Source organism: Desulfosporosinus shakirovi, from assembly GCF_020595055.1.
Taxonomy (GTDB): domain Bacteria; phylum Bacillota; class Desulfitobacteriia; order Desulfitobacteriales; family Desulfitobacteriaceae; genus Desulfosporosinus; species Desulfosporosinus shakirovi.
The window spans coordinates 38,974-53,506 of the sequence record NZ_JAJDOO010000016.1; the positions used below are offsets into that span (position 1 = coordinate 38,974).

Consider the following 14,533-nt stretch of genomic DNA (forward strand, 5'->3'; position numbering starts at 1 on the left):
TTTTAATCCACCTTGTCCGGATCATTCTTTATACTGAGTACATCGAACATAACATTCTCTGCAGTAACAATATGTGCCATCGCTAAAGATTGAGCTTCCTCGCTATTATGATTTCTTAAAGCCTCAACGATCATTCGATGCTCCTCAATAGCAAGTTTATTTCGTCCTGGAACAGCTAATGAAGTGGCGCGAAAACGTTGAATCTGTTCTCTTAAGTTAGCTAAAATTTGAATCAAACGTTCATTGCGACTCGCGCTATAGACTAAGGCATGAAAATCTGTGTCAGACTTTACAATCTGCTCTAAGTCCAGTTCTCCCTCGCCGGCTTTATAAAACAAGACCCTTTCCATTTGTTCCAATTCATCCTCCGTAATACGTTCGGCTGCGAGTCCTGCAGCCAACCCTTCAAGAGCAGATCGGATTTCAAAAACATCAGCAACATCTTTCGACGAAACGCCGGCTACGTAGGCACCCTTGCGGGGAATCATTACAACAAAATTCTCAAGTTCTAATTTTCGAATTGCTTCACGTACCGGGGTTCGGCTAACTCCCATTTCTTCAGCCAGCTGAATCTCCATCAACCGCTCTCCCGGTTGGAGAACGCCGCTCAAAATAGCCTCCCGCATAGATTCAAAAACAATCTCCCGCAACGGTTTATAACCATCGAGTATTACCGGTAACAATCGTTTCTCCACCAAACTATCCCCTTTCAAGCAATTACTGTCAAATAGTATTCGTCACCCAAACATATTTAAAACCCTTTTTTCTCAACTTCTCCGCTATTTGCATGGCGTGTTGCTCTCCTTGAGCTATCCCAAATACACTCGAACCGCTGCCAGACATTAAGGCTCCATAACACCCTGAGTCGAGTAAACTCTGCTTATATTCGAGGATATTAGGAACTAGTTGAATCGAGGCCGGCTCAAGATCGTTATATAGCAATTCGGCGATTTGCTGAACCGAATTCCCGCTTAGAGCCTTTTCCCAATCCATTTTCCTCAACAATCCTCTCTGTCCTCCCAAGTCAAACTGACGGTAAGCTTCCCTGGTATTCACCCCATCAATTGGTTTAATTAAAACAAGATTCAACTTGGGAACTGATGGCAATTGTTCAAGTCGCTCGCCCCGTCCAGTAGCCCACATCGTTCCACCCTGTAAACAGAATGCGACGTCTGCCCCACACCTGCTCGCCAGTGCAAGAAGCTCCTTCTTACTCAAAGGTTCTTCATAGAGCTGATTTAATAATCTCAGTGTTGCCGCCGCATCCGTACTCCCTCCAGCTAATCCGGCTTGAATCGGAATATGTTTCTCGATCTCAATTTCAATTCCTTCGGATTGTCCACATAGTTCTAAAAACTCAACCGCAGCCATATAAGCCAAATTCCTAGGGCCGCTTAATGCTCCACAACGACATACAACCGTTTCTCCATGACGACGAACCCGAACAATATCGTGCAATACAATGGATTGCATGACACTTTGAAGCTCATGATACCCATCTTCTCGAATTCCTTGAATGGCTAGAGCCAGATTAATCTTCGCGTTTGCGAACGTTGTAAGAAAAGATCCTTCCATTTGCATTACCTCTTCCGAACATTGCCAGAGTATTTCCTTTTATTATACATATTTTTAGGTTGGAGTTCCAGCACTTCTCTGGGTAAAATCTTTTAGAAAACTTAGCTGGCCGCCAAAGTTGCACTTATGCCTGGAAAGTATATAACGACAAGTTTTATACTTTCTGACTGTACAAACAAATAGGGGCGAAGATAATCCTCACCCCTCCTAACTCTTAATACCTAAATAGGCTTTCCCTTGTCTGTCTCTAGCCCTAGAATTCTCCACCAACAACCCAATCATTCTGAGTTGGTATATAGGACAAGGCCTTTTGCAATTCCATTCTCTTGCGAATCTCTTCTTCAAGCGGCTCTAAGTGCTCATAAAACATCACAAATGTGTCTCCTGGCACACAACTGTCAAGTCCCTGAGAGAAAGCTTCTATTTCTGGCAGTACTACCTTTATCTTTTTGGGATCCATTCCACTTAGTATCGCCTCATCATAAAGCAATTGAGCAATCTCCCCAGGTTTTCGCCCTCTCATATCAGAATCCTCACGAATAATCAACCGCTGGAACCCCTTTGCTGCAATCCGCCCTACTTCACGAACTGTTTCATCTGGCCGATCCCCTGGCACAGTGATACATCCTACAAGAGATTTCTTTTTAAATTGTCTAAGAGTCCTGGCAATCTCCTGAATGCCTGCTGCATTATGACCATAGTCAATGAACACATGGACCCCGTCAAGTTCATATAGATTAAGTCGTCCGCGATTATGCTCTGCATCCGATGAGAATTCTTGAAGAGAATCTCTAATGGTCGCCGTACCTATTCCAAGTGCCCAGCCTGACGCGATTGCAGCTAAGGTGTTTTGGATATTATGTTTTGCCTTGCCATCCCAGGTCACAGGAATCTGTTTTACGGAGCAAATCCGAAAAATTTCTGAACCTTGACAAAGCAAAATCGTACCTCTCCTTACAAAAACAGCCGTTCCGCCTTTCCCCAAGTGTTTGCGAATATGAATGTTATCTTTTTCCGTACTGAAGAAGATTACTCTTCCTTGCGTGCGCTTTGCCATCTGAACAACATAAGGATCATCTGCATTCAGGACCACATAACTATGAGGCATAACCACCTCTGCAATCAGACTTTTAACATGAGCGATATCTTCAAGCGTCTCTATTCCATATTGACCTAGATGATCATTTGAAACATTGGTAATTACTGCTACATCTGCATAGTCATATCCTAAACCTGATCTTAAAATCCCACCCCTTGCTGTTTCTAAAACAGCGACCTGAACTTGGGGATGTCTTAAGACAGCTTTAGCACTCTCGGGGCCAGTAGTATCTCCTTTAACCCACATCTTTTTATTAATATATATCCCATCTGTAGAAGCCATTCCTACTAAAAGTTGCTGATCTGTAAGTAGCTTGCCAATCATACGAGTCGTTGTCGTTTTACCATTTGTGCCACTGATCGCAACAATTGGGATGCGTCCATTTCCGGCGGGCAGTATTTGCTCTACGATTGCTTTACCCACATTTCTCGCTTTTCCCTTACTCGGAAAATGGTGCATACGAATTCCTGGAGCTGCATTTACTTCAATAATATGACCGCTTCTCTCACGATAGGATGCCTCAATATCCTCGATGACTAAATCTATGCCCGCAACATCCAACCCGATCAACTTCGAGGCATAGACTGCCAAATCCACATTATCAGGATGTACGAGATCGGTTACATCTTCGGCAATCCCCCCCGTGCTTAGATTGGCACTGTCCCGCAGATATACCACTTCTCCCTTTTCAGGAACAGAAGACAAGGTCAAGTTTTTGAGAGTTAAGTTCAAAAGCACCACCGAATCGATTTTAATTTTCGTTAAAACCTTCTCATGATCATCTCCACGCAGTGGGTCAGCATTGGTCTGAACAACTAATTCCTCAATTGTCGATTTCCCATCCCCTGTTACATGAGCCGGAACTCTCTTGGCAGCGGCAATTAGACGTTCTCCAACCACAACCAAACGATAATGTTGTCCCTCAATATATTCTTCAATGATAACCCATTCTCCATAAGTTTGCGCAACTTTAAACGCTGCTCTAACTTCAGCCGCATTTGTAAGCTGAAGAGTTACGCCTTTCCCTTGATTTCCATGCAACGGCTTGATCACTACCGTGGTTCCCATATCAAGGAAAGCCTCCACAGCTTCTGCTTCCGTTCTGACAATATGTCCGCAAGGGACAGGTACCCCACCCTCACTAAGTATCTTTTTAGTCATTTCTTTATCACAAGCAATATCTACCCCTATGCTAGATGTTGCATCCGTAATCGTCGCTTGGATACGTCGTTGGTTCCGACCATACCCCAACTGCAACAGGCTCCCCTCATTAAGGCGATGGACTGGAATTCCGCGTTCCTTACAGGCATCAACAATTACCTGCGTAGAAACCCCCAATTCACATTTGTCCATGACCGCCTTAATTTGGTCTACTGCTCTTGACACATCAAAAGAGTTTTGATTCAGAAGAGTTTGCACAAGCAAAAATCCCTGTTTAAATCCCTCAATTGCGCCAGCTTTAGCTTCATAATTGAAGATGATCTCGTACCAACCAGGTTGATCTGGTACAGCCATAGTTTTGCCATATTTAATACTTTGCCCTGCTTGGGTTAAAAGCTCTATAGTCACATGTTCAATGACATGTCCTATAAGGGTTCCCTCTTGCAACCGCTCCAGAAATCCGCCATGTTTACCCCGTGAACAATAGTGCTCATCTAATGTGGGCAAATGTTCCACGAGTTGTTTCCTGAAATCTTCCAGTTCATTAGTAAACCGTTCTGTCCATTCTTGGAGATCCACAATCGCTCGAATAATTGGGCGATGGCTGTAAACATTAGCCCCTTCGATTGTTTGGATTTCTCTAATCTCCATTTTGTTTTTGTTCCTCCTTAAAAGCAATGGGTCAAATATCCTTCACTAGTTTTAACCTTTTTCCCTCTTGGTATTCCTCATTAATTTCATTTGCTTAAAGCAGGGAAACTCTCTGTTTTAGATCAAAACCATAACCCTCGGATAGAACATGCATTAAAATTGGACTTAGTACAAGGGATTGTCCTGGAGTTGTTTCTGAGACGTTCGTAGTTGTCGAAGTGGATGCATCAACCACTGTTACTGTATTGCTTCCGATGACCGAAAAGCTTGCATCAGACTGTACTAAAATTGCGGTATCCTCGTCAATTCCCACGCCAAGAACATACGGATTTTGTGAAATTGCAGATAAAAGTCTGCCGATTCGCCCACGCTGAGCAAAATGTTGATCAACCACCACAGAACGAAGCAGTCCAAGTCCCGGGGCCATCGACAAAGTATTTTTCTTCGCCGTTCCTGCTTCCCCACCGACAATCATTGTATCCGACATGACTGAGGCTCCTGCGCTGGTTCCTGCAATAATGATTCCGTTTTGGTACAACTGTTGCAATTTCCGACCGAGCAAGGTACCTCCCAGCAATCCCGTAATCCGAAGTTGATCACCACCTGTAAAAAAAATTCCTGTTGACTTCTCAAATTCATTTTCAATGCCTTGCCTATTTGCTTGGATTCGATCTGAAACATCGAGAACTTGAACTTCCTTGGCCCCTAATTCTAGAAACAAGGCATGGTACTCTGTCCCTACTTGAAGCGGGTATCCCGTCGCAGCAGTCAGTACCGTAATACGACTTTCTCTGCCGCCTGATTCCTCGACAAAACGCTTAAGGATTTTGCACTCGTTCTTTTTATCTTCTGCTCCACCAATAATAAGTAGTTTTCCTTCCACATGTTCTGTCAAACTGATCCCTCCAGTCCAAAATCGTGGTTCGAAGTTAATGATTCGTGGTTCGAACACAGAACATCGAATATCCCTTGCGTCCCTGAATAAGCTCAACTAACTTCCAAATGGAAAAAACTCTATCGGAACTAAGCTCCCTATAGTCTCCACCTAGAATAGGTCTAATTATGCAACGAACATTCAGAAATCATGAACATAGCATGAGTATAGAAACAAATTATTAAGAAAGGGGCTTCTGCTCTATGCCCAACCGCCAAATTGTTATTTATACGGCCAGTCGATTGCTTGAGCTCTATGAAGGGACTCAACGAATTTGTTCTTATCCTGTCGCAGTAGGCAAAGGATCAACCCCCACTCCACCGGGCCATTACACAATTGCCACAAAAATAGAGTACCCCGGTGGAGCCTTTGGCAGTCGTTGGCTGGGACTCTCTATCCCTCATTATGGAATTCATGGTACTAACAACCCTTCAAGCATTGGGCAAGCTATTTCGAAAGGCTGTATCCGCATGCATAACCATGATGTCGAATACCTATACCAAATTGTCGAAATTGGGACCCTGGTAACCATTCAAAAATAGCCTTCTAAGCAAACTGACGCGGGAAACGGTTCTCTTGTCTTAAAGACAACAAAACCGTTCCCGCGTCTGCCCTGTGTCTAACTTCACCCTAAGCATCTAAAAGCTAACTGTCGTCTGCCTGATTTTCACCTTAATATGGGCTTCGAGGATACCCTCGTCTCATCTGCCCCCTCGTCTCAACTCCGCCAACCCCATCCGTGCCTGTAATCGTGTGTGTCAAGATATCTTTTACCGAAACAATTTGGTCAGTGGGGGTAAAAGCAATTCTCTCAACGATAAAAACAGGGTCAAAGGCATGGATTAGCATGCGTTTCGGGGAGGAAGCAAAATTTGCTCCTGCGGAAAGAATTGCTTCATAATTGGATTGACATGCACCTGCAAAAATCACCAATGCATCTAGATTATGCTGAAAACGTCGAGCTTCTAAGACAGATTCCACAAAATAGCGAGAACTGCGATAGCTATCCATATTATGAAAATCCTTTTTTCCCGAAATCAATCCGTCGTGACCTGTCAACACCAAGATATCCGCGGGGTTTTCCTGCAGAATTTTCCGTATAACTCTTGGTTGTTCTATTTCCGACTTACAAATGCCTTTAGCCTCAATTCCCATTTGTCGATACGTCTTGATACACTGGTGTAAATAATCTTGGTCCCCATCAAGCTGTAATACCCGACCCGGTATCTCAAAAAATTCTCTTTGATCGTCTTGGGCTGTCTTCCTTTGATTAGTTAATTTGTGTAATTTCTGATAAATCATTTTATGATCTTCGCGCTCGTAGTTAGCAACTTCAACGGGACTCTTTAGTACAAGGTCGGAGATAGGAGCATCCGCTAAGAGTCTTAAATTCAGACCTTTAAGAATCACTAAACCCGAACCTTTGCTTTTTAAACTCCCCTGTATCTTATCAACATGGAAAAAGATATCTTGTTGATGAGAGAGGCGCGCAACAATATCTCCAACCTGAACCATAGATTGACCTCCTTCTCCTTTTTATTGCTATATACTATGTCGAACATAATTAAACGGCATATAGTATAGCAAGTTAAGTTAAAGGGGGCCCTCCACGATGTTCGCAACCATTATTCCTGCTAAAAATGAAGAAAAGAGCATCTTGGCAACTCTGACCACCATTCTCCGCCTTCCTATCAGTCACATCATTTTAGTTCTCAACGGTTGCACAGACCGGACATTTGAACTTATCCGTTCAATCCCTGATACTCGAATTCATATTCTCTATTTCTCTGACCCTCTGGGAATTGATATACCGAGAGCCATTGGAGCACTCTATGCGCGACATCTAGGAGTTAAAGGAGTACTATTTGTTGATGGAGATATGTCGGGAGATATCTATGAGAATCTGGTTAAGCTCCTTGCTTCCATAGAGTCAGGAATTGATGTTGCTCTTACAAATTGTTATCCTTACATTCCACATCGTCAAAAGCTTGCTAATCTCGTCCTTAAATTCAGAGCCAAACTCAACCGTGAACTAGACTTGTTTAAAAGTCTTGGCCTCGCAACCCCCACACACGGACCTCATGCGCTTTCAGAACGAGCCTTGCAGAGTCTTCCTCTCGAAGCAGTTGCAATTCCCCCGCTCACTTTGTATTGGGCTAAGAAAAGCAACTTAACCATTAAGGTAGTTGCATCCATTCCCCACCAAGCGCTCCATTCTCCTAGAAAACATCGGCGTCATGCCCGTCTGATTGCCGAAACCATCATTGGAGATTGCCTAATGGGCTTATCTCTGGTTCAAAATGAACCCTCGTCTCGATCACTGGGTAAACACAATTTATTGGGATATCACCCGGAACGACGTTTTGATCTCCTGGAGTATTGGGAACAATCCCTTAAGTCTCAAGGAATGTTTTATGAGCAACATATCATTATTCAAGAATCCTCTCTTACTATTTCGAACTCCTCCGAGAGTCGATAAGGAGTTCATTGAGTTCTAAATTTTGGATCAATGCTATGCTTTTGAAAGTAATCTACTATTTCATCCTTTTCCTCTGCTTGCACATGGACGGTCGGTTGCATTTTTCCTTCTCGCACTCCACTCCACTTCATGTAAATCGTTTGATTATATGATTTATTCAAGATGGGATCTGTGTACAGTAAGTCAACAACCACGTAATGCTCGTTAATATTAAGTTGTTTAGGATAAAGCTCGTCACTAGGTACATTCATAACCAAGCTTGAGGCAGCATCCTTAGGTATTTCATTGACAATTGATGACTCATCATAGTAAATCGGCTCTGCCGATAACTGCTCATCAAAGACAACAGTCGTACTTGAGAGAGTAATGGCCGGGTGTATACCCACGTTATTAAATTTTAATTCTAAACTAAGTTCATCGCCTAACTCTACTTTTGGAGACTCCTTTAACACAAAATAAGGACGTGTTGTCTCTTGCTGAACCTTCCAGGCGGCAACCGTTAAGTAGACAGTGATTAGCGCCGTAATGGCAAGCACAGACGTTGCTCCCGTACTAATAACGCTCGACCATTTTATTGAGCTATGCTTAATACCTTTTCCCAAACTTCAGTTCACCCTCCATTAATCTTACCAAACCTCTTCAGTCTGCTTCGTACTATGACTTAGGCTATACGTTAATGAACCCCATTTATAGTTTTGGATATTTCTCTTATTTTATGCCCTTTAGACGAAATATTGTCCGTTAAATATAAAAGCCCTCCACATGGAGAGCTTTAGGCGACATTAAATTAATCCCAGTTTAAAGGAAGGCTTTTGTTAATACTTGAAATTCCTCAATACTCAGTGACTCTGCTCGCCGGCCATCCGAGATTCCGGCAACTTGCATACGTTCAATGACTTCTTCTTTTTTTAGCCCCAGCCCGCCGGCCAACGAATTACCTAAGGTCTTTCGCCGTTGGCTAAAGGCAGCTTTAACCACTTGAAAGAAGTCTCTCTTATTCACATTAAACCCTGGGTAAGGGCGAAGGTCTAACCTAATTACCGCTGATGTTACCTTTGGAACCGGCCAGAATGAACTTGGCGAAACATCCCTAACTTTAGTAACTTTGGCAGAAATCTGAACAGCAATGGATAAAATTCCATAAGTCTTACTTCCTGGACCCGCAGCGATCCGATCGGCCACTTCTTTTTGAACCATAATTGTCATCCCTCTTAGTTGATTTGCCTGATCTAGAAAGTGCATAATCAGCGGGCTGGTAATATAGTAAGGTAAATTTCCTACCAAATAGCCCATTCTGTCTCCCCATAAATCTTTCAAATCAAGCTTTAACGCATCTTGATGAACAATTTCTATGGGGTGTTCCTTTAGCTCCTTTTTCAGAATGCTAATCTTATGATTATCCAATTCGACTGCCCACATCTTCGGTACCTTTGGAGCAAGAGCACGAGTTAACACTCCAAGACCTGGTCCGATTTCTACTAGAGGAACATCTGGTTCCAATGTACTGGCAGAAACAATGCTTTCAATTACTTCATCACTTATCAAGAAAACCTGACCCATTGATTTATGCGCACGTGCCCCATATTTTACGAGACGTTGAGTATATTCAGCTGAAGTCTCCACGTTGCACCTCCTCTACTGCTTGAAAAAACTGCTCACGGGAAATTCCAAACCGATTCAATCGATGGAGAAATTGTTTTGCGTTAGAATCCCCGATTCCCAACTTGCGCCCAAGAGCTAACCTATTTTCGCTGGCTCGTGCAAACCCCACAAGCCCTGTAAGCACTAAATCCTCTATAGTGAACTTCTGGTCTGGAGTTCCCTGATCTTGTTTAATATCAGAAAAGGCGCGACGGATTTCCTCTAAGGCTGCATTTTCGACCCCGATATCTCCTTTTATTGTTGCAACTTTTCTCGTCAAATAAACATGCTTGGCCTGCGGAACATGCCCTCGAATGCGATTTCGGATCTGCTCCCCAACTGTATCCGGATCAGTAAAAACAATTACCCCTTGTCGGTTAGCCATTTCTGCAATGTACTCTAACTTCTTTTTAGTCAGCCCAAAACCATCGGTCCAAATTATATCAACTTCCCCAAGGGCAAGGCGCACCGCATGCGCATCATTTTTCCCTTCTACAACTATGAGTTCCTTTATCATCCTTGATTCCTCCGTTTTCAACTCCTATATCTTAACCGAGAATGACGAAATACTCAAATAAACGGATTATAAACTTGACTGGCGCTGTTATAGATTAAAAAGGAGGCTGTAGCGAAAACTGATAAATTAACAGTTTTTTCGCTACAGCCCCTTTTAAATACCTTTTATAAAAATTAAGAAGTTTATTTCTTTTCTTGAGTATCTTTATTTGTTCCATACGTCTTAATTAGCTGATCCCAGATTTGAGGATCTTCCATACCTAAACGCCAAATAGCAACACCATGTAACTTGTATTTAAGCGCATCGTCCATCTTAGCTCTTAAGCTGGCGATGTTCTCAAAGTAGACTTCGTGCCGTATCCCATTTGCGGTATAGGTAAACTGTGGGACTTTTGCGTTAGGGTCAGTATGAATTTCCACACCATGCTTTTTAGCTCTCTCAACCGTTTGAGCATAGGACAGATAATCTGGCATTGTGGGCTTGTTTGTTCCCCAGTCAAATGAATATACTGGGAGACCCATCACAATCTTTTCTTTAGGGATTTTTCCCACTGCGAATTTAATTACTCGATCAACCCATCCCTCAGAAGCTACCGGCCCTTGGGTTGTACCCAGTCCATGTTCATCATAGGTCATTAGAATAATTTGGTCTGCGGATTTACCAATGGCAGCATAATCATACGCACCCGACCATAGATCTGACGGATAATCTGCAAATTTTGCAGGGATAGAAATATTTAAGACTTTATCTTTTGCTTGGAGCGCTTTCTTAAGCTCAGCGACAAAAGCAGAAAAATTATCCCGGTCTCCAGGAGGGGTTTTCTCAATATCAATAGAAATTCCATCCCAATTATCTTTAGTTGTCAGATTAACCAAGTTTGTTACTAAGTTTGACCTTTTCCCCGGGTTTGATAACACACTATGCGCTAGATTCTCATCAAAGCCAACCGTCCCTTTTAATTTCATGTTATGCACCAAAGCATAGGCCTTGGCTCCATTTTTTTGAACCTGATCTTTGATCTTCAGATCAATTTCTCCTGTCGGAATAACTTTGCCGTTTGCGTCAAAAGAGTACCAGAAAAACGCAACTTCATTTAGTAGCTTTCCATTTTTCAAAGTAGTTTCTTTTGAACTAGGTACAGGTCCCTCTTGGTCTGTATAAAATCCCATGACAACTCGCTTTTCAGGCCCCAATACGGATTCACGTGTTGCCCCTGCCTCGGCTTCTGGCAGTTGTGCCGTTTGCTCCGGTGGTGTTTCGGGACCAGCCGGTGGTTGTACATTCGTACATCCTGTCAAGCTAAGGCATAAAACCAAGGCACTAGTCGCCAAAAAAGTCAGAAACCGTTTCATGCGCACTTCAACTCCTTAATCTAGATTCGGTAACTGACTTTATCTTCCCCGCTTCAAAAAGAGGTTATGTATCTAAGAATAGAGCGTTAATATCCTATTTAAGCTAATTATGGAAGTTCAAAATAATTAGAAATTCCTTTGGCAATTGCTCTGGATAGTTGTTCTTGGTACCAAGTTTGTAGTAATTTCTTCTGTTCCTTGGCACTGGATAGATATCCGACCTCAACAATAACAGCAGGCATGCTAGTGTTCTTAATGATATAAAAGTCTCCGGGTTTTGCAATCCTGCGATTCATTCCATTTATTTTTATCATTTCTTGTTGAATTAATTCTGCTAACCTTTTTCCAGATTCAGATTTATAGTGATAAAACGTTTCTGCGCCAGAATTTTGACCCGTTAAAGTCGCATTAACATGCAAGCTAACAAAAATATCCGCTTTTTCTTCTTTAGCCATTTCAATACGATGGTTCAAGTCAATTTGTTTCTTTGTTGTTTTTCCCTTAACCCCATTTGGAACATAATCCAGATCTTCCTCGCGAGTAAGAAATACTTCTATTCCACTTGGCATCAACATCTCTTTAACCTTTTGTGCAATTTTAAGATTTATCGATTTTTCATAAATCCCCTGAGAGGAAACCGCTCCAGGATCGTATCCACCATGCCCCGGATCGAGCATTACCACATAACGGTTCTCAAATTGACTGACTACTGCAGTTGAACCTTGCCAAAATACAGAGAGTACCAGTGTACACATCACACCAATGACAAGCAAAATTGCAAACTTAGTTCCTATTATTACTTTCGGCCATCGCATTCAGCACTCCCCCGTTTCGCGATTCTTTTAAAGAGTATGTGCTGATAAATAAAGATATACTTTCTAGTATAAAAAGAGGCCCTCGCTTTAAACGCGAAGGCCTCTTGCAGATACAAGTTACTGAACATAAACCGTAACGGTGCGCACTCCCCATGACAGTGCCTCTTGTTTGGAATCCATGTAAAGGTCGATACGATTACCTTTAATTGAACCTCCGGTATCTAAAGCTTGAGCAAAACCATAACCCTCTACATATACTGATTTTCCTAAAGGAATGACTCTAGGATCGACTGCAATAATTCCTTTACTAACGGTTGCCCCTGTGGCTGTTTTTCCTCCAGGCATACAATAAGCAGATGCTTTCATGACATAAGCACGCTTAAATCTGAAGGTACTGCCGCCCCTTGAAATTGTAGTTTGAGCACCACGAGAAACGATTTGGTTAGTAGGAGGTTTAACCACTCGTTGACCGAGTATCTCACGGTCAACCTCTTTTCCATCCTCAAGTGTTAGTCTGATCGTCTGCTCTTGAAGGCCGTTAGATCCACGACTGACAAGTCTATCTGGTAACCCAACTGGGTAATCTGCCGGCTCAGCAACCGTTTGAAAGGGAATTTCGCTTTTTACCGTTTCAATATGGTTTGAAACCCGCACCACGTTCAACTGGTCGTTAGGCTCTAACATATGGTCAAGAGCTAAGGAAACTTTATCCTTAGTCCCTAAGGTAATACCCAGCTTCTTAAGCGTATCAGCAACAGTCCGCGGAGCTAGATAAGTATCATACTTCTTGCCGTCTGCACTTACTTGAATAGGGATCGCCCTAGACACCTTAATATCCATGTCATTAGTTACTGATTCTGAACGGTATGCATTGACTTCATCTACCTCTTTAATGTCCAGTACATAACGTTCCGATAATTCGCTTAGAGCCTCTCCTACAGTTTCTTTAGCTGTTCGTGTATTGTATATTTGCCCATCAACTGAGAGCTGAACCGGAACGCTGCTTGTTACATCTACTGTCAACCCATCTGTAACCTTAGTATCTCTTGAAGGACTTACAATATCTTCTGGATAAAACTCAATTTTCGATGAATGCTCAAGAGCCTGCCCCACCGTTCCAAAGATTGTGCTTATACGAACTTGTTCTCCATCAATGTTAGCATTGATAGTTTTTACATTGTATAGCACTGTTACGCTTGCAATCAAGCAAATAGTGAATGAGGTAACGACAATTTGAGCAATACGAGATGTCCGAACTAAGGTCAATACCTGAGTTGGATTCTTCTGAAACATTAAACCCCTCCAAAATGCTGATAACAACTTCATTTTAAGGCATAAGTAGTCAGTTGTCAAAATATTTTTCCATTATGTGGAACTTAGGATATGAATTTTGACAGGCTTTCGTCCCCAGTCAATACATTGACGGAAGGTAGAGAAAAACACGTCAATCCTATTCCCGCGAATACTTCCACCTGTATCGGCGGCTATGGCATATCCATATCCCTCCACATAGACCTGGCTACCCATAGCGATCACTTTGGGATCAACAGCTATTAAGCCCTCTCTCGGCTTGACACCTGTAGCCGTATTATTACCGGTATACGTATAAGCCGTAGCTTCAACACTCAAGGTTTTACTGATGTTCAATTTCGTTAAATCGACATCAACCTTAGCAGATCCCGGACTGGAATTTTGAATTAACACTTTCTTCTTTGGAATAGGTTGGGTGTTTCGAATAATTACCTCCTTCTTTGGTGCTTTGAGCTCAAAGAAAGACTGCACTTGCTGATCGACGGGTTGTCCACCAACCTTAAACGTCTTTACAACCTCACGTCTGGTGCCCTTTTCCCCTTTTACCTGTATTTGACTCTTACCTGGAGGAAGTTTATCCGACTCTACATATTGTGTGTCAAAAGGCAGCTCTTTATCAATTATTTCGATCTTACTTGTTGCCCTTGTTTCGGCTTCAATGCTTAGTGCCTCTTGATAATTCTGATTCGAACTTCCAAAACCTCGACTAATTTGTCCTTCGTTAGTTAAACCTTGAACCGTTAGACCTTCGTTGCTCACTTTTCTTACAGGCACCCCTTCTATCAGTTCATCCTTTCTTAAACTGTCTATACTTGAGAAATAAACTAATTGCAGTGACGGCTTAATTGTTCTCCCGACATTCGGATCATTTAATGACGAATACCTCGTACCAGCGACTAAAACTGCCAAGCTTCCAAAGTACGCGCTCCATAGCTTAGTTTTTCGCCAATAATCGGAATAAGTAGTAATCGGCAAAGAATACATTTTACCCCTCCTTA

14 protein-coding genes are annotated in these 14,533 nt (G+C 42.5%); 2 read left to right on the top strand and 12 right to left on the bottom strand.

Features of this window, described 5'->3' with window-relative positions; genetic code table 11:
• Positions 1-2 precede the first annotated feature (2 nt).
• The 4 genes from LJE72_RS14640 to LJE72_RS14655 form a co-directional block, all read right to left on the bottom strand.
• A complete protein-coding gene (locus tag LJE72_RS14640) occupies positions 3-695 on the bottom strand; it encodes a GntR family transcriptional regulator (RefSeq protein ID WP_073026901.1) in 693 nt (230 codons plus the stop codon).
• A 28-nt stretch (positions 696-723) separates the two neighbouring features.
• Positions 724-1,575, bottom strand: a complete 852-nt coding sequence (gene ispE / locus LJE72_RS14645; RefSeq protein WP_229248429.1) for a 4-(cytidine 5'-diphospho)-2-C-methyl-D-erythritol kinase — start codon at positions 1,573-1,575, stop codon at positions 724-726.
• Positions 1,576-1,828: 253 nt separating this feature from the next.
• Positions 1,829-4,486 (bottom strand): cyanophycin synthetase, encoded by a 2,658-nt coding sequence (cphA, locus tag LJE72_RS14650; protein ID WP_229248431.1) that lies wholly within the window; start codon positions 4,484-4,486, stop codon positions 1,829-1,831.
• Between the two features lie 94 nt (positions 4,487-4,580).
• On the bottom strand, positions 4,581-5,381 hold the full coding sequence (locus LJE72_RS14655) for a cyanophycinase (RefSeq protein WP_229248432.1): 801 nt from the start codon (positions 5,379-5,381) through the stop codon (positions 4,581-4,583).
• Between the two features lie 242 nt (positions 5,382-5,623).
• Between LJE72_RS14655 and LJE72_RS14660 the strand changes: the two genes are divergently transcribed.
• Positions 5,624-5,962, top strand: a complete 339-nt coding sequence (locus LJE72_RS14660; protein ID WP_229248433.1) for a L,D-transpeptidase — start codon at positions 5,624-5,626, stop codon at positions 5,960-5,962.
• 130 nt (positions 5,963-6,092) lie between these two features.
• Here LJE72_RS14660 and yabG read toward each other — a convergent pair whose 3' ends face one another.
• Positions 6,093-6,935, bottom strand: a complete 843-nt coding sequence (gene yabG, locus LJE72_RS14665; RefSeq protein ID WP_229248434.1) for a sporulation peptidase YabG — start codon at positions 6,933-6,935, stop codon at positions 6,093-6,095.
• A 97-nt stretch (positions 6,936-7,032) separates the two neighbouring features.
• Here yabG and LJE72_RS14670 point away from each other — a divergent pair, with 97 nt between their 5' ends.
• Complete coding sequence (locus LJE72_RS14670; RefSeq protein WP_229248435.1) at positions 7,033-7,899, top strand: glycosyltransferase family 2 protein; 867 nt, start codon at positions 7,033-7,035, stop codon at positions 7,897-7,899.
• A gap of 5 nt (positions 7,900-7,904) precedes the next feature.
• On the opposite strand, the gene LJE72_RS14675 is transcribed toward LJE72_RS14670, so the two are convergent.
• From LJE72_RS14675 to LJE72_RS14705, 7 genes are all read right to left on the bottom strand, one after another.
• A complete protein-coding gene (locus tag LJE72_RS14675) occupies positions 7,905-8,501 on the bottom strand; it encodes a hypothetical protein (protein ID WP_229248436.1) in 597 nt (198 codons plus the stop codon).
• A gap of 196 nt (positions 8,502-8,697) precedes the next feature.
• Positions 8,698-9,522: a 16S rRNA (adenine(1518)-N(6)/adenine(1519)-N(6))-dimethyltransferase RsmA gene (gene rsmA / locus LJE72_RS14680; RefSeq protein ID WP_229248437.1), complete on the bottom strand. Its 825-nt coding sequence runs from the start codon at positions 9,520-9,522 to the stop codon at positions 8,698-8,700.
• Positions 9,506-10,057 (bottom strand): ribonuclease M5, encoded by a 552-nt coding sequence (rnmV, locus tag LJE72_RS14685; protein WP_229248438.1) that lies wholly within the window; start codon positions 10,055-10,057, stop codon positions 9,506-9,508. The genes rsmA and rnmV overlap by 17 nt, the downstream gene beginning before the upstream one ends.
• A gap of 182 nt (positions 10,058-10,239) precedes the next feature.
• Entirely contained in the window at positions 10,240-11,409 is a 1,170-nt protein-coding gene (locus LJE72_RS14690) for a glycosyl hydrolase family 18 protein (protein WP_229248440.1), read from the bottom strand.
• A 107-nt stretch (positions 11,410-11,516) separates the two neighbouring features.
• The gene (locus LJE72_RS14695; RefSeq protein ID WP_229248441.1) at positions 11,517-12,224 is read right to left on the bottom strand and encodes an N-acetylmuramoyl-L-alanine amidase family protein; all 708 of its coding nucleotides are present in this window, start codon (positions 12,222-12,224) and stop codon (positions 11,517-11,519) included.
• Between the two features lie 117 nt (positions 12,225-12,341).
• A complete protein-coding gene (locus LJE72_RS14700) occupies positions 12,342-13,517 on the bottom strand; it encodes a 3D domain-containing protein (protein WP_229248442.1) in 1,176 nt (391 codons plus the stop codon).
• Positions 13,518-13,589: 72 nt separating this feature from the next.
• Entirely contained in the window at positions 13,590-14,519 is a 930-nt protein-coding gene (locus LJE72_RS14705) for a 3D domain-containing protein (protein WP_229248443.1), read from the bottom strand.
• Positions 14,520-14,533: the final 14 nt, after the last annotated feature.